The following is a 22,877-nucleotide window of genomic DNA, read 5'->3' as shown; positions in this document are numbered from 1 at the left end:
CGTCGGGGCGGGAATCTCCGGCTGCTGGCCGACTTTCCACGTCTTGAGGTGCTCCAGGATCGTTGTCAGGGCTCCTGAGCCCGGCTTCTCCCGAACTTTTCGGACGCTGACTCTATCAGCCGTCACCCAATCGTTTTCTTCGAGAATTTTTTCTGCGGCGCCGGCAACATCCTCGGCTGAGATTCCGCTCATCGTTACCTAAATACTAATTGTTACGTTATTTGTTACACTGGTATAAAATGTTACAATTACCCGAAATCAAGACAAGCAAACATCGGGGAATTCTAAATGTTTCAGTCTGATTTTAGGCGTCTGCATGACTTGCAGCCGCGAAAAACCTTCGTCACTTTGGGGAAAGTGATCCGCAAGTGAGAACTCGTAAAACCGCGCTGCCTGAGATTCTTGTCTTGGTCCCATCATGGCTGATCCCCCCGCTTGTTGGCAGAATTGAATCAGCGAGTTACCCCGCAATCAAGGAAGAGCTTTTCAACGGAATAGGCCCTTCAAGCCAGAAAGGAGTTGCTACAGCGTTAGTCTAAGGGTGGGCAATAAGATGGACGAAAATTAGACAGCCTTCCATAAGGCCCTGAAAATTTTATACTTTAATGGGAAGTTTGGTGCCCAGGAGAGGACTCGAACCTCCACGTCCATACGGACACTAGCACCTGAAGCTAGCGCGTCTACCAATTCCGCCACCTGGGCAGGTGTCGTGGAGGGGCGTTTAAGCCTACTGGCGGGGGGCGTCAACTAGATTCGAAAAGAATTTCGAAAGTTTTTTTGGCGCAAACTCAGGGGTCCGGATGTCGGTCTGTGCACGTTGCGTGAATTCATGGTTGCGCGGCGTTATTGCTCCTTGTTTGCCGGGCTTGAGAACGGTAGATCGAACCAAGACCTACACAGCAGGAGCTCCATCATGTCCAAAATGGTCACGATTTACGGTGGATCGGGATTTGTCGGCCGCTACATTGCGCGGCGCATGGCGAATGAAGGGTGGCGCGTGCGGGTTGCAGTGCGTCGCCCCAATGAAGCAATGTTCGTCAAACCCTATGGTGTTGTCGGACAAGTCGAACCCGTTCTCTGCAACATTCGCGACGACTCGTCAGTCGCTATGGCAATGCGTGGCGCGGATGCCGTGGTCAACTGTGTTGGTGTTCTGAACGAGCTGGGCAAGAACGAATTTGACAAGGTGCAGTCTGAGGGCGCAGAACGCGTTGCCCGTCTGGCTGCGAAACAGGGCATTACCCGAATGGTGCACATCTCGGCGATTGGCGCCGATGCGGGTTCAGATAGCGAATATTCGCGCACCAAGGCTGAAGGCGAGGCGGCTGTGCTCGCCCACGTGCCAGAGGCTGTCATTTTGCGCCCATCGGTGATCTTCGGGACTGAAGATCAGTTCTTTAACCGGTTCGCGGCCATGACGCGGATGGCGCCAATTCTGCCTCTGGTTGGGGCAGACACACACTTTCAGCCGGTTTATGTGGACGATGTAGCAAAGGCAGCTGTTCGCGGCGTTCTAGGTCACGCGGCTGCGGGCAGGTATGAGCTGGGCGGGCCCGAGGTCAAAACCTTCCGCGCACTGATGCAGCAGATGCTGGAAGTCATTCATCGACGTCGCGTTATCGTTGGTCTGCCGTTCTGGATCGGAAAAATCATGGCCGGCGCGCTGGATATCGCGAAGTTTGTCAGCTTTCAGCTGTTTCCGAACCATATCCTGACCAGGGATCAATTGAAAAACCTGCGTCAGGACAATGTTGTTTCCGAAGGCGCAATGACCTTCACAGATCTGGGTATCGAGCCTTCCGCTCTGGAGTCTATTCTGCCCGAGTATCTGTGGAAATTCCGTCCTGCGGGCCAGTATGACGACATTCAGAACTCGGCCGGAAACCTGCGGATCTGATCAGCTGTAGGCGATGGTCAGAAGGACAGCACCCAGAATCACACGATAGATCACATAAGGTGTGAAGCTGACGCTGCGCAGCAAGCGCATCATCAGAGTCAGAGCCAACAAGGCTGCGACGAAGGCAAAGATGGCGGCGATGGCCCCGTCTTTTGCCAGCTGTGCGTCAGCTGACCGGATTACATCTACCGACAGCAGGGCTCCGGACGCGATAATTGTAGGAATGGACATCAGCATAGCGATCCGGGCGCCGTCTTCTCGGGTATAACCAAGCTGACGAGCGCCTGTAATCGTAATGCCCGAGCGCGATGTGCCTGGAACTAGCGCCAGCACCTGCCACAATCCCATGATGATCGCGTCTCGCACGCCCCAATCTGACGCCTGTTTGGTCTGCGCCCCTTTTTGATCCATCCAATACAGAAGCAAACCAAAACCAAGCATCGTCCATCCGATCACCGTAATGGAACGCATGGCTTGGCTGAGGCCCGTCAAATGCAGAATCGCTCCGACAATCACTGTTGGTATGGTTGCTATGATTAGACAAAACGCCAAGCGCGACTGAGGGGTGTCGATCCGTCCCGTCAGGGCTTTGGGTAACCCGACGAGGGCCAGTCTTACGTCTGCCCAAAAATACAGAACAACCGCGCCCAGTGTGCCGACATGCACAGCCACATCTATAGCCAGGCCCTGGTCGTCCAGCCCGGTCAGGCTGGGCAGCAGGATTAAGTGCCCTGAGGATGAAATTGGCAAAAATTCAGTTATGCCCTGAATAATTGCCACGAGAATCAGTTGAAATAGACTCATGTGCCCTGCCGTGGTGCCGTCACGCATTCTTTGATTTCATGGGTATAAGTGTGTTGCCTGAAAGAAAAGCGCTCATATGGGACCGAATCGGACCTAAAATATGAAATAATTCCGGCGTTACCAGTATTCGAACAGGATTTTTTCGTATTTAGGTCAGTGGAGCTGACTTTTCATTCGATATGGCATCCCGTAAAGAGGCTCGACCAAGCCAATTCATGGAGTCTGACCCGTGGCCAAGCAACCGATGCTGAAATTTGTGCAGATCGAACGCGACATGCCGGAAAAGCGTGCCGCCAACGACCGCAAGGAAGACTTTGATGAGATCTATGCCGAATTTGCTGCCGAAAAGGCTGCCGAACAAGCGAGCCGATGCAGCCAGTGTGGCGTTCCCTATTGTCAGTCGCATTGCCCGCTGCATAACAACATCCCGGACTGGCTGCGTTTGACGGCGACCGGACGCCTTGAAGAGGCCTACCAGACCAGCCAGGCCACCAATACCTTCCCCGAGATCTGCGGCCGCATCTGCCCCCAGGACCGCCTTTGCGAGGGCAATTGCGTGATCGAGCAATCCGGTCATGGAACCGTCACCATTGGAACGATCGAGAAATACATCACCGACACAGCCTGGGACAAAGGCTGGGTCAAGCCCGTGGAACCGGGCACGGAGCGCGGCGAAAGCGTTGGAATCATCGGCGGTGGCCCAGGTGGACTGGCTGCCGCGGATATGTTGCGCCGCGCTGGTATTCAGGTCACGGTCTATGATCGTTACGACCGTGCGGGTGGTTTGCTGATGTACGGCATCCCTGGCTTCAAGCTGGAAAAGGATATCGTGCAGCGCCGCAACGAGCTGTTGGCCGACGGCGGGGTCGAGTTCGTGCTGAACTGTGACGTGGACGCGGCCAAGTTCCAGGAAATACATTCCAAGCATGACGCCGTGATCATTGCGACCGGGGTTTATAAGTCGCGCGACCTGTCCATGCCGGGCAGTGGTCTTGCAGGGATCGAGAAAGCGATCGATTTCCTTGCTGCATCGAACCGAAAAAGCTTTGGCGATGCTGTCGAGGAGTTCGACAATGGCCGGTTGAATGCCGAAGGCAAAAAGGTTGTCGTGATCGGTGGTGGTGATACCGCAATGGACTGCGTACGCACCTCAATCCGCCAGGGCGCGATCTCGGTCAAATGCCTGTATCGGCGTGACCGGGCCAATATGCCCGGCTCAATGCGCGAAACACAGAACGCCGAGGAGGAGGGCGTTGTATTCGAATGGCTCAGCGCACCCAAGGGGTTCATCGGCGATGACATGATCTCGGGCGTGATGGTGCAGAAGATGCGCCTGGGTCAGCCTGACGCGACGGGCCGTCAGGCGCCGGAAGTGATCGAAGGTGCCGACTACGTAGAAGAGGCCGATCTGGTCATCAAGGCGTTGGGCTTCGAACCCGAGGACCTGCCCACCCTGTTCGGCCAACCCGATCTGCCCGTAACGCGCTGGGGTACCGTCAAGGCGGCCTTCGAAACCGGCGAGACCGAGTTGGATGGTGTTTATGCCATCGGCGACATTGTGCGTGGTGCTTCGCTGGTGGTTTGGGCCATCCGCGACGGCCGCGACTGTGCCGACGCCATTATCGACCGCTTCAACACCAAGGCTGCCATTGCAGCCGAATAATCAACTGCCCAGCGACAGGAGGGTATGATGCCCGAATTGCAAGGCCAATGCATGTGTGGCGCGGTCACAGTCACCGCAACCCCTGCGCGCGACGCGCTGGGGGCTTGCCATTGCGACCAGTGCCGCCGTTGGACCAGTTCGATGCTGGTGACGTTCCCGGCCGAGCCCGGATATGCCGCGCTGGGCCCGGTGAAGACCTTTACCTCTTCCGAATGGGCCGAGCGCGCCTTTTGCGGAGAATGCGGCTCGTCCCTGTGGTACCGGATCACTTTGCCTGGCGAGATGCACGGCCAAACACAAATGGCGGCCGGTTTGTTTGAAAACAGCACCGGCAACCAACTGAAACTTGAACTCTATATCGACAAAAAGCCTGAGGCTTATGCGTTCGCAGGCGAACGCCGGCAAATGACCAAAGCCGAGGTTGAAGCCATGTATGCCCCATCCGAAGAAGGAGACAGCCAATGACCAAATATGATGCCGATTGGGTGCGGGCCGAAGAAGCCAAACGTCAGTGGATGGCTGAAAATGGTCTCTATTCCGAGGAAGAAGAGCACTCCTCCTGCGGTGTGGGACTTGTTGTATCCGTCGATGGCAAGGCATCGCGCAAGGTTGTTGACGCCGGTATCGCTGCGCTCAAGGCGATCTGGCACCGCGGAGCCGTGGATGCCGATGGCAAAACCGGCGATGGTGCCGGGATTCACGTTCAGATCCCGGTTCCGTTCTTTTATGACCAGATTCGCCGCACCGGGCATGAGCCCAAGCTGGATCAGCTGGTAGCCGTCGGTCAGGTATTCTTGCCCCGCACGGATTTTGGCGCGCAGGAACAGTGCCGGACCATCGTCGAAACCGAAGTTCTGCGGATGGGTTACTACATCTACGGCTGGCGTCACGTGCCGGTGGATGTGACTTGCCTAGGGGAAAAGGCCAATGCAACCCGGCCCGAGATCGAGCAGATTCTGATCTCGAATTCCAAAGGCGTGGATGAAGAAACGTTTGAGCGTGAGCTGTACGTGATCCGCCGCCGGATCGAAAAGGCTGCAATGGCGGCTGGCATCACGGATCTGTACCTAGCTTCGCTGAGCTGTCGGTCAATCATCTACAAGGGCATGATGTTGGCCGAGCAAGTGGCCGTATTCTACCCGGACCTGATGGATGAACGGTTCGAAAGCGCTTTCGCCATTTACCACCAGCGCTATTCCACAAACACCTTCCCACAGTGGTGGCTGGCGCAGCCGTTCCGCATGCTGGCCCATAACGGCGAGATCAACACGCTGAAGGGCAATATCAACTGGATGAAGAGCCATGAGATCCGCATGGCGTCGGCGTCATTTGGTGACCACGCTGAAGATATCAAGCCAATCATCGCAGGTGGATCGTCGGATTCCGCCGCATTAGACTCGGTTTTTGAGGTTCTGGTGCGTGCAGGTCGCTCGGCCCCAATGGCAAAGACCATGTTGGTTCCGGAAAGCTGGTCCAAGCAGGCCGTCGAACTGCCGCAGGCGTGGCGTGACATGTATTCCTACTGCAACTCGGTGATGGAGCCTTGGGATGGTCCCGCTGCGTTGGCGATGACCGATGGCCGCTGGGTCTGTGCCGGTCTCGACCGTAACGGTCTGCGCCCGATGCGTTATGTGGTGACCGGCGACGGGCTGGTGATCGCGGGGTCCGAGGCGGGCATGGTACCGATTGACGAGGCAACCGTGGTCGAAAAGGGTGCGCTGGGTCCGGGCCAGATGCTGGCCGTGGACATGAAAAAGGGCAAGCTGTTCCGCGATACCCAGATCAAGAACAAGTTGGCCGCCGCGCTGCCCTTTGGCGAATGGGTGGGCAAGATTGCCGATCTGGACACGACCCTCGCCGGGGTAACCGAGCAGCCGCTGTTCACGGGCGAAGAACTGCGCAAACGCCAGATTGCTGCGGGGTATTCAGTCGAGGAGCTGGAGCAGATCCTGGCGCCGATGGCCGAGGACGGGAAAGAGGCGCTGGCCTCGATGGGTGACGACACGCCGTCGGCAGTGCTGTCCAAGCAATACCGACCGCTCAGCCATTTCTTCCGCCAGAACTTCAGCCAGGTAACCAACCCTCCGATCGACAGTCTGCGCGAATACCGCGTGATGTCGCTGAAAACCCGCTTCGGTAACCTCAAGAACGTGCTGGATGAGGACAGCAGCCAGACCGAGATCATCGTTCTGGAAAGCCCCTTTGTCGGCAACGCGCAGTGGGAAATTCTGGTTAAGGATTTCAACGCGCCGCTGGCCGAGATCGACTGTACCTTCGAGCCGGGTGAGGGCGCGCTGGACGCCGCCTTGACCCGTATCAGAGCCGAAGCAGAGGAGGCCGTACGCTCGGGTGCCGGGCATCTTGCGTTGACCGATCAGTACTCAGGACCGGGCAAGGTTGCGATGCCGATGATCCTGGCCACCAGCGCCGTGCACAGCCATCTGACCCGCAAGGGCCTGCGCACCTTCTGCTCGCTGAACGTGCGCTCGGCGGAATGTATCGACCCGCATTACTTCGCCGTTCTGATCGGCTGTGGCGCGACGGTGGTGAACGCCTATCTGGCCGAGGATTCGCTGGCCGACCGGATCGAGCGTGGCCTGCTGGATGGCACGCTGACCGAGAACGTCGCGCGTTACCGAGAAGCCATCGATCAGGGTCTGCTCAAGATCATGGCCAAGATGGGTATCTCGGTGGTGTCGTCCTATCGCGGCGGCCTGAATTTCGAAGCCGTTGGCCTGAGCCGCGCCATGGTGGCCGAGTACTTCCCCGGCATGACCAGCCGAATCTCGGGCATCGGCGTGCATGGTATCCGTGTCAAGGCCGAGGCGATCCATGCCAAGGGTTGGGAAAGCGGTCTCGACGTGCTGCCCATCGGTGGTTTCTACAAGGCGCGCAAATCGGGTGAGACCCATGCGTGGGAAGCCACTTCGATGCATATGATGCAAATGGCCTGTAACAGAGCCTCATATGAGCTGTGGAAGCAATATTCGGCCAAGATGCGATCAAACCCGCCGATCCATCTGCGCGACCTGATGGACTTCAAACCGCTGGGTAAACCAATCCCGCTGGAAGAGGTGGAATCGATCACCTCGATCCGCAAGCGGTTCGTGACGCCGGGCATGAGCTTGGGCGCGTTGAGCCCCGAGGCGCACAAGACGCTGAACGTCGCGATGAACCGGATTGGTGCGAAATCCGACAGCGGCGAGGGTGGCGAAGACCCGGCGCATTTCGTGCCGGAACCCAATGGCGACAACCCGTCGGCCAAGATCAAGCAGGTGGCCTCGGGCCGGTTCGGTGTGACCGCCGAATACCTGAACCAGTGTGAAGAGCTGGAGATCAAAGTGGCTCAGGGTGCGAAACCCGGTGAGGGCGGTCAGCTGCCGGGCATGAAGGTCACCGACCTGATCGCCCGTCTGCGGCACTCGACCAAGGGCGTCACTCTGATCTCGCCGCCGCCGCACCACGACATCTACTCGATCGAGGATCTGGCGCAGCTGATCTATGACCTCAAACAGATCAACCCGCGCTGCAAGGTGACGGTTAAACTGGTGGCTTCCTCGGGCGTTGGCACGATTGCCGCCGGTGTGGCCAAGGCGAAAGCGGATATTATCCTTATTTCGGGTCACAACGGTGGCACCGGCGCCTCGCCCGCGACCTCGATTAAATATGCCGGTCTTCCGTGGGAGATGGGCCTGACCGAGGCACATCAGGTTCTGGCGATGAACAACCTGCGGGATCGCGTCACGCTGCGGACCGACGGTGGCCTACGCACCGGTCGCGATATCGTCATGGCCGCGATGATGGGGGCCGAGGAATACGGTATCGGCACTGCCGCCCTGATCGCGATGGGTTGCATCATGGTGCGTCAATGCCAGTCGAATACGTGCCCGGTTGGAGTTTGTACGCAGGACGACGACTTACGCGCCAAGTTCACCGGTAGCGCGGACAAGGTCGTGAACCTGATTACCTTCTACGCGCAGGAAGTGCGTGAATTGCTGGCCAGCCTTGGTGCGCGGTCCATCGAAGAGATCATCGGCCGGGCCGATTTGCTGGCGCAGGTCAGCCGTGGTTCGGCGCATCTGGACGATCTGGACCTGAACCCATTGCTGATCACCGTCGATGGCTCGGCCAATATCGTCTACAACCGTGACAAGGACCGCAACGCGGTACCCGATACGCTTGATGCAGAGATCGTACGGGATGCGGCCCGGTTCCTGAAGGATGGCGAAAAGATGCAGCTGTCGTACGCGATCCAGAATACGCACCGCACGGTGGGTACCCGTACGTCCAGCCATATCGTCAAGAACTTTGGGATGCGCAACACGTTCCAGTCCGACCACTTGCATGTGAAACTGCAAGGCTCGGCGGGGCAGTCATTGGGCGCCTTTGCGGCTCCGGGGTTGAAGCTGGAAGTGTCGGGCGACGCCAATGACTATGTTGGCAAAGGTCTGTCGGGGGGTACCATCGTGGTGCGACCTCCTCAGGTCAGCCCTCTGAAGGCAGATGACAACACGATTATTGGCAACACTGTCCTTTATGGTGCAACTGACGGCCATCTGTTTGCTGCGGGACGTGCCGGAGAACGGTTTGCTGTCCGTAATTCGGGCGCAACGGTCGTGATCGAAGGTTGTGGCTCAAACGGGTGTGAATACATGACCGGCGGTGTGGCCGTGATCCTGGGTGAAATCGGTGCCAATTTTGGTGCCGGTATGACCGGCGGCATGGCCTATCTGTATGATCCCGAAGGTAAGGCAGAGCTGCTGATGAATAAGGAAACGCTGGTTGCCTGTCCGGTGACAGTGGAGCATTGGGAAGATCAGCTGAAATCTCTGATCGAACGCCATGTTTTGGAAACCGGTAGCCGAAAAGCGGCCGATATTTTGCAGCATTGGGATGTCGAGAAAGGCAACTTCCTGCAGGTTTGCCCGAAAGAAATGCTGAATAAGCTGAGCCATCCTCTGTCCGTTGAAGCGACAGCGGTGCCAGCTGAATAACACCGTTTCGGCCTGAGAATTGGAACCCCGCGTGTCCTGTGCAACACGCGGGGTTTTGTTATTTTAGCGTTCTGATCGCATTTCCTTGCTCAAATCGACAAAAAACGCCTAGCGTTGGTCACAGTTTCTTTGGGATACCCGGTCAAGGTGCATCCCTGATAGTGTGAGTTAAGTGGAGTGTTCAGATGCCCACAACCTATACGGACCAGTTCTTCATCCTCGACCCGGCAAATCCCGGGGCGAACGGAACTGTGCCAGGATCGACGCTGACAGTCTCGAGTTTCGATCTGGTCGATCAGAATGATAATGGCCTGATCAATCGGTTGAATGGGGACTCGGTTGACGGTTCCGATATCTCTGCTTCCTATTTCGACGATGTCGTGACCATCGAGTTGCCGGACGGCTCACAGGTCACCTATACCGGGGTGACGTTTTATCTGGCTGATGGGCGTGAAGTGTTTACGCCAACCGACGGCAAAGTGCTGCAGGAGGGGACGTTTGTGTCCTCGTCCGTCACGGATTTCAGCGATAACGGCGGTTCCTTCGGATCAGTGGACGCCGTAGGTGGAGATCTCGGCCCGCCGTGCTTCACACCCGGCACAATGATCGACACTCCGGCCGGACCTCGTGCGATCGAAGATCTCAAGGTTGGGGATTTGGTAAACACGCAGGACAGGGGACCTCAGCCCTTGTTGTGGATCGGGCGAACGACGGTTGCCGCCGAAGGCAAGTTTGCGCCCATTCGGTTTCCGGCCGGAATGTTCGGGTTGAAGCAGGCGCTTTTGGTGTCTCCGCAGCATCGGATGCTGATCGACGACTGGCGCGCTCAGTATCTGTATGGTGAGCCCGAGGTATTGGTCGCTGCGCATTGCATGGTGAACGGGGATACCGTGACGCGGATCGAAGGAGGCACGGTCGATTACATCCATCTGCTTTTTGCTCAGCACGAGATTATCGTGGCCAACGGTGCCAAAACCGAAAGCTACTACCCCGGCCACGCCGTATCGCAACCCGAGCGCCGCACGCAGGCGGAAATCCTGGCTCTTTTCCCGGAACTTGATCACACCGATTTTGGCTCTCTGACAACAGCTCGCCCGATAGTACATCCGCGAGAAGGACGGCTGATTGCGATTTAAGCCGTTCCAAACGGGCGCGGCGCGACGTATAGCATGGTCCATGGCACAGAAAGCAGCCCGCAAGTCACGCGGTAAGAAAAACAAGGCAACAAAGAAAAAGACAGGCATGTCATTGGGCCGCCGGATTCGGTTCTGGCTGACGCGGGCTGCGTTGGGCGCCGCGGCTGTATTTGTAGCATTGGTTCTGTTATATTCGGTCGTGAACCCCCCGGTGACGCATACTATCTGGTCTGAATGGCGCCGTCTGGGTCGCGTCGAGCGTGACTGGGTGCCGATCGAGGAGATATCTCCGATAATGGCTCGATCAGTCGTAGCGGCAGAGGACGCGAATTTTTGTCTTCATTGGGGATTTGATGTCGAGGCAATTCGCGACGCGCTGGAGGATGGCGGAGCCCGGGGCGCATCGACCATCTCGCAACAGGTCGTCAAGAACGTGTTCCTTTGGCAAGGCCGCAGCTGGATACGCAAGGCGCTTGAGACATCCATGACACCAGTCGTCGAACTGTTGTGGAGCAAGCAGCGCATACTCGAGGTTTATCTGAATGTCGCCGAAACCGGGCAAGGCGTTTTTGGCGTCGAGGCTGCGGCGCAACGTTACTATGGTGTTGGCGCAGCCAATCTTACACCGGTCCAGGCCGCGCGCCTGGCGGCCATATTGCCCTCGCCGCGCAACAGATCGCTTGCCGATCCTTCGGCTCGACTGCGCAGACGGGCGGCTTCAATCCTTGATGGGGCGGCCACCATCCGCGCAGATGGTCGCGCCGATTGTTTCGAGGATTGAAACCAAGACCCGTCAAAGGCTAAAGCTGGAAGAGTATTCTCTGGTTCGATTGGAAGTTCATGGCGCGCTTGTTTCACGTTCCCCTGTCCCCCTATTGCCGCAAAGTTCGCCTGTCTCTGGGCGAAAAGAAGATTGAGGTCGAGCTGGTTGAAGAGAGATACTGGGAACAGGACCCGGACTTTCTGCGTCGGAATCCGGCGGGCAAAGTGCCTGTCTTACGGTTGGACGGGCGCGTCATGTCGGAAAGTGCAGCGATCTGCGAATATATTGAGGAAACCCGCCCTGAACCGTCCCTGATGCCGAACAAACCCGAAGCCCGGTACGAAGTTCGGCGTTTGGTGGGCTGGTTCGATGACAAGTTTCACCACGAGGTAACCTCGAAGCTTCTGTATGAGCGGGTCAACAAGAAGGTGACCGGGCAAGGGTACCCTGACAGCAAGAATGTCAAGGAAGGCGCGCGGGCGATCAAATATCACCTGGATTATATGGCGTGGTTGCTGGATCAGCGACGTTGGCTGGCGGGGGATCAGATGACCTTGGCAGATTTTGCCGCTGCGGCGCATCTGTCAGCGCTGGATTACATCTCGGATGTGGATTGGAATCGCAGCTCCGCAGTTAAGGACTGGTATGCAAAGATCAAATCTCGCCCTACATTCCGTTCCATTCTTGCCGATCAGGTCCCCGGGTTTCGACCTCCGGCTCATTACGCTGATTTGGATTTTTGATAGGGTAGCGGCCGAGGGGGCTGTCTGCTCCTCCTGGTCGAATGGGCCAGTTAATTCCCGAGGATGTTTTGGGCCAGATGAAGAGCGGATCAGAGTTGAAAGAAAGGCTTGTGGCGCAGGCCTTGTCCGAAGGTTTTGTTTCATGCCGGATTTGCAGGCCGTGGGATGTTCCTCAGGTGCCCGCGCGGTTGAAGGCGTTTCTGGAGGCCGGGTATCACGGGCAAATGGGTTGGATGGCCGAGCGGACACATTGGCGCGGTGATCCGGCGGCGCTGTGGCCAGAGGCGCAATCTGTGATCATGCTTGCCGAAAGCTATACACCTGAATCCGATCCGACAGAGATCCTGAGCCATCCCGAACTGGGTGCGATTTCCGTTTATGCACGGAACAAGGATTACCACGATCTGGTCAAGAAACGATTGAAACGACTGGCGCGGTGGCTGATTTCCGAGTCGGGCGGCGAAGTGAAAGTTTTCGTCGACACCGCTCCGGTTCCGGAAAAGGCGCTGGGTCATGCGGCAGGGTTGGGTTGGCAGGGTAAACACACCAACCTGTTAAGCCGGGATTGGGGCAATTGGGCCTTTATAGGGTCTGTATTCACGACTTTGGAACTTCCTTCTGATCTGGCGGAAGTAGACCATTGCGGCTCGTGTCGCGCCTGTCTGGATGCGTGTCCGACAGACGCATTTCCGGCCCCATATCAGTTAGATGCACGACGGTGCATTTCTTATCTGACAATTGAGCATAAAGGGCCGATTGAAGAGGGTTTGCGCCACTTGTTGGGCAACCGGATTTACGGGTGTGACGATTGCCTTGCGGCCTGTCCTTGGAACAAGTTTGCTGTCGCGGCGAGCGATATGCGCTATGCGGCTCGCGATGAATTGAAAGCACCACGGCTCGCTGCGCTGTCCGCGTTGGATGACACCGGATTCCGGTCCCTGTTCTCGGGCTCGCCGATCAAGCGAATTGGCCGGGATCGGTTTGTCCGGAACGTGCTGTATGCGATCGGCAATTCCGGTTCTGCTGCTCTGCTGCCATCGGCGCAGGCTCTGACTGATGATCCGGACCCTGCAGTTTCTGATGCTGCGCGCTGGGCGGTAGAACAGTTGTCATAATGCCGCAAACAGGCTGGACGCGCCGCGATTAACCGCTACACCCGATTTACGCGAATAGATGGAGGACCCGATGGCGCTGGCTTTGGGGGTGGATACTGGTGGAACCTATACGGATGCGGTGTTGGTCCGGGACGAGCAAGAGGTCATCGCCTCGGCCAAATCCCTGACGACACGCGCAGACCTTGCGATTGGGGTCGGTAAAGCGATCTCCGCGGTTTTGGAGGCCTCGCAGGTTTCGCCGGATCAGATTGCCCTAGCGTCGCTCTCGACAACGCTGGCCACAAATGCGCTTGTCGAAGGACAAGGCGGGCGCGTGGCACTGGTCTATGTCGGCTTCCGCGAGAGCGATCTAGCGAAACATGGGTTGGCCGAAGTTCTGAAGGGCGATCCAGCCGTTGTTCTGGAAGGTGGTCACAGCCACTCGGGTAGAGAAGCTGCGCCGCTGGATATAGCCAAGTTGGAGGCCTTTTTAGAGTCTGAAAAAGGTGTTTCCGGTTATGCAGTGGCTGCTCAGTTCGCCACGCGAAACCCGGCGCATGAGTTGGAAGTTGCCCGCATCATCGCCGAGAAAACCGGTGTGCCAGTGACCTGTTCGCACCATCTTTCCGCCAAGTTGAACGGCCCGAAACGGGCGGTGACGGCTGTGCTGAACGCGCGACTGATCGGCATGATCGACCGACTGATCGGGCGCGCACAAGACCGGCTGCAGGATCTTGGTATTTCGGCGCCCATGATGGTTGTACGTGGGGATGGCGCCCTGATGAGCGCGGAACAGGCGCGGGAACGACCGATTGAAACGATTCTCAGCGGGCCGGCGGCCTCGATCGTGGGGGCGCGGTGGCTGACCGGGGTCGAGAATGCGCTGGTGTCCGATATCGGCGGCACTACAACCGATGTCGCGTTGATCCGGGACGGCAAGCCTGCGATTGATCCGGGCGGAGCCCAGGTTGGCGGCTTCCGCACTATGGTCGAGGCGGTAGCCATGCGCACGCACGGATTGGGGGGCGACAGCCAGGTACACGTCGTGACGCAAGGGTTGAACGGCGGCGTGTTCTTGGGTCCACGTCGCGTGCTGCCAGTATCGCTGATCGCAGCTGAGTCCCCTGAAGTCGTGCACGCAGCACTGGATGAACAATTGCGCGCAACCAGCGTGGGCGAGCACGACACGCGTTTTGCGCGCAGGGTGCCGGGATTACCTGCGGATGGGGTGGTTCCTCGTGAAGCCGATTTGCTGGATAGGCTTGGGGCCCATGTTGTGCCACTCAGCAAACTGCTGAGAACCCGCATGGAACATGGTGCGTTGAGCCGGTTAGTGGATCGCGGAATTGTTCAGGTCTCGGGCGTGACACCATCTGACGCCAGCCACGTTTTGGGGCGCTTGAACGAGTGGGACAGTACTGCTGCCGTCAAGGCGCTTGAGCTGATTTCGCGCAAGCGGGTCGGGTCGGGTGACTTGTTGGCCAAGTCGCCCGATGAACTGGCTCAGATGATCGTGGATCAACTGACAGAACAGACTTCTTTGACCTTGTTAGAGACTGCATTCGCCGAAGAAGTAGAAAATTTCGGCCTAGCACCGAACGAGTTGGCGCGACATGTGTTGATGCAGAAAGGCTTAACGCAGCATCGCGGGCTGCTGGCGCTGGATGCCGCGTTAAATGTGGATGTTGTTGGCTTGGGCGCCTCGGCGCCCAGCTATTACCCGGCCGTTGCGGATCGGGTGCACTGTAACATGATCCTGCCCGAACATGCTGGTGTGGCCAACGCTATCGGCGCCGTTGTCGGACGGCTGACTCTGCGCCGCGCCGGTACGGTCACGTCACCGGCTGAAGGGCGCTACCGTGTGCATCTTGAGGAGGGTCCGCAGGATTTTTCGACGGCGGACGAAGCGTTGGCACTTTTGGAATCCGTTCTTCGGGATGCGACGACGCAATCCGTTCGCGAGGCCGGCGCCGAGGATATTCGCGTTCTGGTCGACCGCGATATTCGGAAGGCACAGATCGAAGGTCAGGAGGTCTTCGTCGAGGCGCTGGTCACCGTTGAAGCCAGCGGCCGACCAAGGGTGGCCGCTGGCTAATTTGACCTATTGACGAAGAGAGGTCGTTACTCCGCCGCGTCCGCGCGTTTGGGCAGCACCCAGTCCGGGCGCGGGAAATGACAGGTGTACCCGTTAGGAATACGCTGGAGATAGTCCTGGTGTTCCGGTTCAGCGTCCCAGAAGTCACCAACCGGTTCGACCTCAGTCACCACTTTGCCCGGCCAGATACCACTGGCGTCGACATCCGCAATTGTATCCAGCGCCACCTGTTTCTGGGCGTCGTCGACAAAATAGATTGCTGACCGATAACTCATACCACGATCATTTCCCTGACGGTTCACGGTTGTCGGGTCGTGAATCTGGAAGAAGAACTCCAACAGGTTGCGATACGAAATCTGCGTGGGGTCGAACCATATTTTGATCCCTTCGGCATGGGTTCCGTGGTTGCGGTAGGTGGCGTTTGGCACGTCACCGCCAGTATAGCCGACGCGGGTGCGCGACACTCCGGGTAGTTTGCGGATAAGATCCTGCATGCCCCAAAAGCAGCCTCCGGCCAAAACAGCTCGTTCGTCAGTCATAGGATTTCCTCCACATGGATCAGGTATTCGCCATAGCCTTCGACCTCCATATCGTCTCGATGGATGAATCGCAGCGAGGCAGAGTTGATGCAATAACGCAGCCCGCCATGTTCGCGCGGGCCGTCGGGGAACACATGCCCCAAATGGCTGTCCCCGTGTTTTGATCGGACCTCTGTTCGGATCATGCCCAGTGTTTGATCCTGAAACTCTTCGACGTGCTCGTGAACTATGGGTTTGGTGAAACTGGGCCAGCCGCAGCCGGATTCGTATTTGTGGGTCGAGGCGAATAGTGGCTCGCCCGAGACGATGTCAACATAGATCCCGGGTTCCTTGTTGTTCAAGTGCTTGCCTGTTCCAGGTCGTTCGGTACCGCTGCGCTGGGTGACGTGAAACTCTTCCGGTGAGAGGGCAGCGATGGCATCAGGGTCTTTGGTGTAGCGGGGCATGGCTCCTCCGATTTTTGGGGCTTTGACCCAATAAATGGGTTCCGGACGGCGAAAGCAAAGGCTTGTGGTCAGGGCTCGCGCAGTTGTGCGTTGAATTAGACGGTGTTTTCGGTCGGCTGGCGCGACAGTTGCACCGCCAGAATCCCCAATGTCGTGATCGCAACACCGATAACGTCTAATGGGCCTAGTTTCTCTCCCAACAAAACTGCGGCGATTGTGACTCCGAAGACTGGGTTGAGAAAGTGATAAGTTGCCGCGCGGATCGGTCCGATCCGGTTCAGCAAAGTGACCCAGATTAGGGTCGCCAGCAGGCCCGGAAATAGTGTTGTGTAGATAAAGGCCAACGCCAGTGGCACGGTTGGCCTGATGTATATGGTTTCCAGCAAAGGCGATGCTACAAACAAGACAGCTGATCCGATCAGCATCTGAAGGCCGACGACCATCATGAAATTACCGCCTGACGTTGCGCCACGCACTGCCAGCGTGGCAAATGTCAGCGCCAAAGCACCAATACCGCACAGGGTGATCCCGAATAGATCAATGCCAGAGCTGATCCGACTGCTCATGATTACAGCAACGCCGGCAAAACCCGCTAACAGACCGATCAATCCGCCAAGCCTCAATTTCTCGCCCAGCAATAGCCAGCTGGCCAGCGCAACCAGCAATGGCATGGTTGAGGCAATGATGGCCGCGACAGAGGCTTCGACCGTTTGCATTGCATAGAAATTCAGACCCAAATAAAGGGCATTTTGACATATTCCAAAGATGATCGTCGCCCGCCACTGACCACGGGTCAGGCGCCAGCTCTGGCCCATGGCACGTGCAATCATCACTCCGAGAAGGCCCGAGATCAGAAATCGAACGGCAAGCGAAAACAGCGGTGACGCGTCCGCAACAATGATCCGCGCCGAGCTAAAGGCCGACGACCAGATAAAGGCAAATGTCAGGCCCATTGCGATGGCGCGCAGATCCATGTCGGACTCCTGATGAGATCGATTGCGACTGTTTCCGGTTTTCAATCCGGCTGCAAGGAAAAGGGGCCGCCCACTGGCGACCCCTTGAACTTGCGATCTGTCAGCGGCGTATTAACCGTTAACGCTGTCCTTCAGAGCCTTCGCAATGGTCATCTTGACCACCTTGTCGGCTTCTTTTTTGAACTGCTCGCCAGTGGCGGGGTTGCGAACCATGCGCTCGGGGCGCTCGCGGCAGTAGATTTTGCCGACGCCGGGCAGAGTGACTGCACCACCAGCCGAAACTTCGCGGGTGATCAGGCCGGTCATGGCCTCCAGCGCAGAATTCGCGGATTTCTTGTCGGTTCCCATTTCCTCAGCGAGAGCAGCAACCAGCTGAGTCTTCGTCATAGGCTTTGCCATTTCTTGGTCTCCTTAACGTGCCCGATAATTTGGGCCTCACCGCGTAACTCTAACGGGATATTGTGGGTGAACACAACGAATAGTAGCGTCAAAAACCCTAAAAATATGGGGAAATCGTTGCTTTTTTGCTTCAGAGAAAGGCCGTTTCGTCGAATGAACGCAATTTCCGGCTGTGTAACCGTTCTAACGGCATGCCGCGCAAGTGCTCCATAGCGCGTATTCCGATGGCCAGATGGCGGCTGACTTGCGTTGTATAGAAGGATGAAGCCATACCAGGCAACTTCAATTCTCCATGCAGCGGCTTGTCCGAGACACAAAGCAAAGTGCCGTAAGGCACCCGGAAGCGATAACCATTCGCAGCGATAGTGGCACTTTCCATATCAAGAGCAATCGCCCGCGATTGACTGAGGCGCTGTACTGGTCCCGACTGATCGCGCAGTTCCCAGTTGCGGTTGTCTACGGAAGCCACCGTGCCCGTACGCATGATCCGCTTGAGCTCGTACCCCTCCAGCTTGGTCACCTCGGCCACTGCCTGTTCCAAGGCCACCTGAATTTCGGCCAGCGGTGGGATCGGCACCCAAACCGGCAAATCGTCATCCAGCACCTTGTCTTCGCGCAGATAGGCATGGGCCAAAACGAAATCACCCAACGCCTGCGTGTTGCGCAACCCGGCGCAGTGCCCGACCATCAGCCAGGCATGCGGGCGCAATACTGCGATGTGGTCAGTGGCCGTTTTGGCATTCGATGGGCCGACACCGATATTGACCAGCGTAATCCCAGACCCATCCGCGCGTTTCAGGTGGTAAGTCGGCATCTGAGGCAGCTTCAACGGCTGTTCCAAGCTGGCTTCAGGCGCTGTGATCTGCACATTCCCGGTCGAGACAAAACTCGTATAGCCGCTGTTCGGATCCGCCAACTGCTCGCGTGCATAGGCTTCGAATTCCGAAACGTAGAACTGGTAGTTGGTGAACAACACGTGGTTTTGGAAATGGCTGGGATCGGTCGCAGTGTAATGTGCCAGCCGCGCAAGCGAGTAATCCACTCGCTGGGCCGTGAACAGTGACAGCGGACCCACTTCGTCTTCACTGCCGTGCACGCCGTTGACAATATCGTCGTTGGTCGTTGTCAGATCGGGGACATCGAATACGTCACGCAAAGTAAACCCCGCCGCTCCCTGATGCGGGACAACCAGATCGGGATTGTTGGCGACTGCGAAATGCACCGGGATCGGAGTATCCGAGGCGCCAATTGTCACTGGCTGGTCGTGGTTCTTGATCAGCAGGGCAATCTGTTGCGTCAGATATGATCTGAACAGATCGGGCCGTGTCACGGTTGTGGCATGGGTGCCAGGTTCGGATACATGTCCAAAGCTTAATCGGCTGTCGACTTGCGCATAGGACGAGGTTTTGATGCGAATTTCCGGGTAATAGGCTCTGAATCGCGCATCGGGTGTACTCTGCATCGCCTTGGCGAAGCTGTCGCACAGAAAACCTGTGGCCTGCTCATACAGCTCTTCCAGCCGTGCGACTGCGGCCTTTGGGTCGGTAAATTGTTCCGGTTCTGGCGTGTTGGGTGTTTTTATTATTGTCATGCAAGTGGTTCCAGAAGGTCTATCTTTTCAAATGTCCGCACATCCACCAGCCCGAGGTCCGAGATTCTCAATTCCGGGATCACGACCAGCGCCAGAAGTGAGTGCTGCATGTAAGCGTTGTTTAGAACACAGCCGCAGGCCTCCATGGCCTCGACCATATCTTGTGTCTTCGCGGCAACCTGCGCCGCAGGGCTATCGGACATCAGGCCAGCTATGGGCAATTCGACCAGTGCCAGCTCTTGCCCGTCCCGGAAGATGGTGATGCCGCCGCCCACTTCGGCCAGGCGATTGGCCGCCAGCGCCATTTGTTCGCGATCTGTACCTACAACGATCATATGGTGGCTGTCATGAGCGACAGTTGACGCCATCGCCATCCGGCCCTGATAGCCAAATCCCGAGACAAAGGCATTCGTGACCCCTCCGGTCGCGCGGTGCCGTTCTACCAGCGCAATCTGGCAAACGTCGCCTTCGCCCTCGACCAGTCCCTCGATTATTGGCAACTCAGCCTTAAGGGCCTTTGTTGGAGCCTGATTTTCCACCACACCGATCACGTTGGCCTGAACCCGGTTTGCCCCTGTGGGGGCTTCGATCTGGAAGTCGCGTGCGCTCAGTTCATGGCCCAGATGCACAGTGTTTAGTGCCGTATCAGGCCAGCTGAAATGGGGGCAATCTACGTTGATCTCTCCGTTTTCGGCGACGATCTGACCGCGGGCAATAACCGTCTCAATCGGCAGTTCTCTTAAATCCGACGACAATATTATGTCCGCCCGCCGACCAGGTGTGATAGAGCCGATCTCACGTTCCAGCCCGAAATGCGTGGCCGTATTGATCGTCGCCATCTGCAAGGCAACAAGTGGATCGCAGCCGCAGGCAATCGCGTGCCGTACGACCCGGTTCATGTGGCCATCATTGACCAAAGTCCCCGAGTGGCAGTCATCCGTACAAAGGATGAAGTTTCGCGGATCGAGCCCCTTTTCCGTCACAGCCGTGATCTGGTTTTCCACGTCATACCAGGCCGAGCCCAGCCGCATCATTGATCGCATCCCTTGCCGGACCCGCGCAATGGCGTCCTCTTCGCAAGTGCCCTCGTGGTCATCTGCCGGTCCCCCGGCCACATAGGCCGAGAAATCAGACCCTAAATCAGGGGAAGCGTAGTGCCCGCCAACTGTTTTTCCAGCATTTTGCGTCGCGGCGATTTCGGCCAGCATCTTTGGATCGCCATTGATCACGCCGGGGAAATTCATCATCTCGCCCAGACCGATGATTCCGGGCCAAGCCATCGCTTCGGTGACGTCCTCCGGAGTGATTTCATATCCGGTCGTCTCCAGCCCCGGTGCCGAAGGTGCGCAGGAAGGCATCTGGGTAAAGATGTTCACCGGCTGCATCATCGCCTCGTCGTGCATCATTCGTACGCCGTCCAAGCCCAGCACGTTGGCAATCTCGTGCGGGTCAGTGAACATCGACGTTGTTCCGTGCGGGATGACAGCCCTTGCGAACTCGGCCGGAGTCAGCATTCCCGACTCGATATGCATGTGTGCGTCGCACAACCCGGGAATCATGTAGCGGCCGTTGGCCTCAATCACTTGTGTATTCGGGCCGATACAATGGCTTGCATCCTGGCCAACATAAGCGACGCGCCCCTCGGCAATCGCTATGTCGTGATCGGGCAGGGCCTCGCGGCTATGAACATTGATCCAAACCCCGCCACGAATGACCATATCAGCGACGTCGCGTCCGGCAGCGACGGCAATCAGACGGGGGGCGGTTTCGGGCCAGCTGGGGAAAGGTGTGTATTCCATGGCCCAACTTTCCCTAATGAAGAAAAAGGTTCAACCCCCTGAGTTAGCGTTATCATAAAACCATCATGATTGGCGGGTCGGCTGGATTGCTTCTCAGCACAGCGCGCCCGCGATGCCCGGCCTAGCCAGAGGAGATAGCAGAGAGCGCTTCGACGAATGGTGGGAGTACGTCGGCTTACGTCAATCGAGGTGTTCCCCGGCTGATTTCCGTTCTTATCCAATCGGCAAAGGTCACCGCTCCGGGAGTATCTTCGGCCTGAGGGGACAACAATAGGTAATAGGCTTCCGGCATAACAGCGCGATGCTCGAATGGGGCAATCAGGCGCCCCTGATCGATAAGATCTTGCGCGATCGTGTCGTGAGCAAGGCACAGGCCGCCTCCGGCCATCACTGCCGACAGGCAGACAAGATAGGTCGTAGCATAGGTTATACTCTGATTTCCCAATGTTAGACCCTGAGAATCAGCCCAGTCTGACCAGTTCGACATGAGGTTCGAGCAGTCAAACAGCGGATGCTGGTCAAGTTTTTCCAATTGTGCAGGGTAGTCCGGCGCGCAGACGGGATAATATTGGTCAGTCCTCAAGAGTTCGGTTCTCACAGTGTCCGCAGGTCGAAGGGAATACCTGATCTCGACTGATGCGCCCTCGGCCATTTCGCGGGGTTCCCACAATTCGGTAAAAATGTTGAGCTGGACGTTAGGGTGTTGCGCTCGAAACCTGGGCAGGCGAGGCGCCAGCCAATTGACGGCGAAGGTGAGGTTGCACTGAACTTGAACCGCATTTTGTTTGGCCCCTGTCACGGCCTGAGTTCCCCGGGCCAACGTCCGGAAGGCTTCGCGCACAACGGGCAGGTAGGTAATTCCAGCCTCAGTCAGCTCCAGCACGCGGGGTCGGCGCAGGAACAATGGCTGGCCTAAATACCCCTCCAACGACTTGATCTGCTGGCTGACAGCGCTCTGGGTCATGTTCAGATCACGGGCGGCGCCAGTAAAGGATAGGTGCCGCGCAGCAGCCTCGAATGTACGCAACCAGCCCAGTGGAGGAAGTGGATTCTGCATCTGCATAACTCAGCCATTAGTTCAGCTAATGGAATAGTTGCGTTTTTTTCGTTGGTCAAATGACGCGTCGATAGGCACGATTTGTGCAGAAGTAACCAAAACGCCCAATACAGGAGCCACGGGATGAGCGTCACCAACCTGCGCCCCAACATTGATCACTGGTCCGAACGCGTCGACATGGCGGCGGCCTTCCGATGGACAGAGCGACTGAATATGCACGAAGCGGTGGCCAACCATATTAGCCTGGCCGTCAATGAAGAGGGCACTCAATTCCTGATGAACCCCAACCAAATGCACTTTTCGCGCATCAAGGCCTCGGACCTTTTGTTATTGGACGCAAATGACCCTGACGTCATGACCCAGCCCGGAGCCCCCGATCCGACGGCATGGGGGTTGCACGGATCAATCCATCGGCATTGCCCACATGCCCGGTGCGTCATGCATGTGCATTCGATTTTTGCCACAGTTTTAGCCTCACTGGCCGACAGCAATTTGCCACCGATCGATCAGAACACGGCAACGTTTTACAACCGCTATGTCGTCGATGATGCCTTTGGCGGGTTGGCTTTCGATAGCGAAGGAGAGCGTTGCGCCGGGATGCTGTCTGACCCGAAAAAGAAGGTCATGATCATGGGCAACCACGGCGTTCTGGTAATCGGCAGTGATGTCGGTGATGCCTTTAACAGACTCTATTATTTCGAGCGAGCAGCCGAAACATATATCCGCGCGCTGCAAACTGGCCAGCCGCTGCGGGTATTGTCCGAAGAAGTCGCCGAGAAAACAGCACAAGAGTTGGACGAATATCCCGGGCAGGCCGAAGCGCATCTGCGCGAGATCAAGGCCGTTCTGGACACCGAAAACTCAGACTACGCAACCTGATTGC

The 22,877-nt window shown here is 57.3% G+C and carries 18 protein-coding genes, 1 tRNA gene and 1 pseudogene; 10 read left to right on the top strand and 10 right to left on the bottom strand.

Going from position 1 to position 22,877, the window contains the following annotated elements:
* Positions 1 to 15 precede the first annotated feature (15 nt).
* Positions 16 to 192: pseudogene (locus AC2TDA_RS05540) on the bottom strand (DNA-binding protein); the annotation flags it as partial.
* A 423-nt stretch (positions 193 to 615) separates the two neighbouring features.
* A tRNA-Leu gene (locus AC2TDA_RS05535) sits at positions 616 to 702 on the bottom strand.
* 211 nt (positions 703 to 913) lie between these two features.
* On the opposite strand from AC2TDA_RS05535, the gene AC2TDA_RS05530 reads away from it, so the two are divergent.
* Positions 914 to 1,897, top strand: a complete 984-nt coding sequence (locus AC2TDA_RS05530; RefSeq protein ID WP_480878056.1) for a complex I NDUFA9 subunit family protein — start codon at positions 914 to 916, stop codon at positions 1,895 to 1,897.
* On the opposite strand, the gene AC2TDA_RS05525 is transcribed toward AC2TDA_RS05530, so the two are convergent.
* Positions 1,898 to 2,701, bottom strand: coding sequence for an undecaprenyl-diphosphate phosphatase (locus AC2TDA_RS05525; protein ID WP_480878057.1), 804 nt, complete (start codon positions 2,699 to 2,701; stop codon positions 1,898 to 1,900).
* A 229-nt stretch (positions 2,702 to 2,930) separates the two neighbouring features.
* On the opposite strand from AC2TDA_RS05525, the gene AC2TDA_RS05520 reads away from it, so the two are divergent.
* The 8 genes from AC2TDA_RS05520 to AC2TDA_RS05485 all read left to right on the top strand — a co-directional run bounded on the left by AC2TDA_RS05520 (position 2,931) and on the right by AC2TDA_RS05485 (position 15,189).
* Positions 2,931 to 4,364, top strand: a complete 1,434-nt coding sequence (locus AC2TDA_RS05520) for an NAD(P)-dependent oxidoreductase (protein WP_480878058.1) — start codon at positions 2,931 to 2,933, stop codon at positions 4,362 to 4,364.
* Between the two features lie 27 nt (positions 4,365 to 4,391).
* On the top strand, positions 4,392 to 4,829 hold the full coding sequence (locus AC2TDA_RS05515) for a GFA family protein (RefSeq protein WP_480878059.1): 438 nt from the start codon (positions 4,392 to 4,394) through the stop codon (positions 4,827 to 4,829).
* Positions 4,826 to 9,358, top strand: coding sequence for a glutamate synthase large subunit (gene gltB / locus AC2TDA_RS05510; protein ID WP_480878060.1), 4,533 nt, complete (start codon positions 4,826 to 4,828; stop codon positions 9,356 to 9,358). Before AC2TDA_RS05515 ends, gltB begins: the two co-directional genes overlap by 4 nt.
* Before the next feature lie 185 nt (positions 9,359 to 9,543).
* Complete coding sequence (locus AC2TDA_RS05505) at positions 9,544 to 10,494, top strand: Hint domain-containing protein (RefSeq protein ID WP_480878061.1); 951 nt, start codon at positions 9,544 to 9,546, stop codon at positions 10,492 to 10,494.
* Between the two features lie 40 nt (positions 10,495 to 10,534).
* The gene (gene mtgA / locus AC2TDA_RS05500) at positions 10,535 to 11,275 is read left to right on the top strand and encodes a monofunctional biosynthetic peptidoglycan transglycosylase (RefSeq protein WP_480878062.1); all 741 of its coding nucleotides are present in this window, start codon (positions 10,535 to 10,537) and stop codon (positions 11,273 to 11,275) included.
* A 59-nt stretch (positions 11,276 to 11,334) separates the two neighbouring features.
* A complete protein-coding gene (fzlA, locus tag AC2TDA_RS05495) occupies positions 11,335 to 12,000 on the top strand; it encodes an FtsZ-binding protein FzlA (RefSeq protein ID WP_480878063.1) in 666 nt (221 codons plus the stop codon).
* A 77-nt stretch (positions 12,001 to 12,077) separates the two neighbouring features.
* Positions 12,078 to 13,115, top strand: a complete 1,038-nt coding sequence (queG, locus tag AC2TDA_RS05490; RefSeq protein WP_480878064.1) for a tRNA epoxyqueuosine(34) reductase QueG — start codon at positions 12,078 to 12,080, stop codon at positions 13,113 to 13,115.
* A gap of 70 nt (positions 13,116 to 13,185) precedes the next feature.
* Positions 13,186 to 15,189, top strand: coding sequence for a hydantoinase/oxoprolinase family protein (locus AC2TDA_RS05485; RefSeq protein WP_480878065.1), 2,004 nt, complete (start codon positions 13,186 to 13,188; stop codon positions 15,187 to 15,189).
* A gap of 26 nt (positions 15,190 to 15,215) precedes the next feature.
* On the opposite strand, the gene msrA is transcribed toward AC2TDA_RS05485, so the two are convergent.
* The 7 genes from msrA to AC2TDA_RS05450 all read right to left on the bottom strand — a co-directional run bounded on the left by msrA (position 15,216) and on the right by AC2TDA_RS05450 (position 21,994).
* Positions 15,216 to 15,728: a peptide-methionine (S)-S-oxide reductase MsrA gene (msrA, locus tag AC2TDA_RS05480; RefSeq protein WP_480878066.1), complete on the bottom strand. Its 513-nt coding sequence runs from the start codon at positions 15,726 to 15,728 to the stop codon at positions 15,216 to 15,218.
* Entirely contained in the window at positions 15,725 to 16,174 is a 450-nt protein-coding gene (gene msrB, locus AC2TDA_RS05475; RefSeq protein ID WP_480844678.1) for a peptide-methionine (R)-S-oxide reductase MsrB, read from the bottom strand. The genes msrA and msrB overlap by 4 nt, the downstream gene beginning before the upstream one ends.
* A gap of 95 nt (positions 16,175 to 16,269) precedes the next feature.
* Positions 16,270 to 17,148, bottom strand: a complete 879-nt coding sequence (locus AC2TDA_RS05470; RefSeq protein WP_480844677.1) for a DMT family transporter — start codon at positions 17,146 to 17,148, stop codon at positions 16,270 to 16,272.
* Between the two features lie 111 nt (positions 17,149 to 17,259).
* Complete coding sequence (locus AC2TDA_RS05465) at positions 17,260 to 17,547, bottom strand: HU family DNA-binding protein (protein ID WP_480535693.1); 288 nt, start codon at positions 17,545 to 17,547, stop codon at positions 17,260 to 17,262.
* A gap of 130 nt (positions 17,548 to 17,677) precedes the next feature.
* A complete protein-coding gene (locus AC2TDA_RS05460) occupies positions 17,678 to 19,138 on the bottom strand; it encodes an AMP nucleosidase (RefSeq protein WP_480878067.1) in 1,461 nt (486 codons plus the stop codon).
* Positions 19,135 to 20,937 carry an adenine deaminase gene (ade, locus tag AC2TDA_RS05455; protein ID WP_480878068.1) on the bottom strand — a complete coding sequence of 601 codons (1,803 nt, stop codon included), beginning with the start codon at positions 20,935 to 20,937 and terminating at the stop codon, positions 19,135 to 19,137. Before ade ends, AC2TDA_RS05460 begins: the two co-directional genes overlap by 4 nt.
* 175 nt (positions 20,938 to 21,112) lie before the next feature.
* Complete coding sequence (locus AC2TDA_RS05450; RefSeq protein ID WP_480878069.1) at positions 21,113 to 21,994, bottom strand: LysR substrate-binding domain-containing protein; 882 nt, start codon at positions 21,992 to 21,994, stop codon at positions 21,113 to 21,115.
* 123 nt (positions 21,995 to 22,117) lie between these two features.
* On the opposite strand from AC2TDA_RS05450, the gene AC2TDA_RS05445 reads away from it, so the two are divergent.
* On the top strand, positions 22,118 to 22,873 hold the full coding sequence (locus tag AC2TDA_RS05445) for a class II aldolase and adducin N-terminal domain-containing protein (protein WP_480878071.1): 756 nt from the start codon (positions 22,118 to 22,120) through the stop codon (positions 22,871 to 22,873).
* The last annotated feature ends 4 nt before the right edge of the window (positions 22,874 to 22,877 follow it).

This window comes from Ruegeria sp. HKCCD6426, from assembly GCF_057221115.1.
Note: the sequence above shows the minus strand (reverse complement) of the source record. Positions and strands in the feature narration are given on the sequence as shown.

Bases quoted from the DNA above. Each gene is read 5' to 3' on its own strand.
- ade (WP_480878068.1), bottom strand. From the start codon at position 20,937: ATGGAATACACACCTTTCCCCAGCTGGCCCGAAACCGCCCCCCGTCTG.
- AC2TDA_RS05465 (WP_480535693.1), bottom strand. From the start codon at position 17,547: ATGGCAAAGCCTATGACGAAGACTCAGCTGGTTGCTGCTCTCGCTGAG.
- AC2TDA_RS05460 (WP_480878067.1), bottom strand. From the start codon at position 19,138: ATGACAATAATAAAAACACCCAACACGCCAGAACCGGAACAATTTACC.
- AC2TDA_RS05470 (WP_480844677.1), bottom strand. From the start codon at position 17,148: ATGGATCTGCGCGCCATCGCAATGGGCCTGACATTTGCCTTTATCTGG.
- AC2TDA_RS05525 (WP_480878057.1), bottom strand. From the start codon at position 2,701: ATGAGTCTATTTCAACTGATTCTCGTGGCAATTATTCAGGGCATAACT.
- AC2TDA_RS05485 (WP_480878065.1), top strand. From the start codon at position 13,186: ATGGCGCTGGCTTTGGGGGTGGATACTGGTGGAACCTATACGGATGCG.
- queG (WP_480878064.1), top strand. From the start codon at position 12,078: ATGAAGAGCGGATCAGAGTTGAAAGAAAGGCTTGTGGCGCAGGCCTTG.
- AC2TDA_RS05505 (WP_480878061.1), top strand. From the start codon at position 9,544: ATGCCCACAACCTATACGGACCAGTTCTTCATCCTCGACCCGGCAAAT.
- AC2TDA_RS05515 (WP_480878059.1), top strand. From the start codon at position 4,392: ATGCCCGAATTGCAAGGCCAATGCATGTGTGGCGCGGTCACAGTCACC.
- gltB (WP_480878060.1), top strand. From the start codon at position 4,826: ATGACCAAATATGATGCCGATTGGGTGCGGGCCGAAGAAGCCAAACGT.
- mtgA (WP_480878062.1), top strand. From the start codon at position 10,535: ATGGCACAGAAAGCAGCCCGCAAGTCACGCGGTAAGAAAAACAAGGCA.
- msrB (WP_480844678.1), bottom strand. From the start codon at position 16,174: ATGCCCCGCTACACCAAAGACCCTGATGCCATCGCTGCCCTCTCACCG.
- fzlA (WP_480878063.1), top strand. From the start codon at position 11,335: ATGGCGCGCTTGTTTCACGTTCCCCTGTCCCCCTATTGCCGCAAAGTT.
- msrA (WP_480878066.1), bottom strand. From the start codon at position 15,728: ATGACTGACGAACGAGCTGTTTTGGCCGGAGGCTGCTTTTGGGGCATG.
- AC2TDA_RS05450 (WP_480878069.1), bottom strand. From the start codon at position 21,994: ATGCAGAATCCACTTCCTCCACTGGGCTGGTTGCGTACATTCGAGGCT.
- AC2TDA_RS05445 (WP_480878071.1), top strand. From the start codon at position 22,118: ATGAGCGTCACCAACCTGCGCCCCAACATTGATCACTGGTCCGAACGC.
- AC2TDA_RS05530 (WP_480878056.1), top strand. From the start codon at position 914: ATGTCCAAAATGGTCACGATTTACGGTGGATCGGGATTTGTCGGCCGC.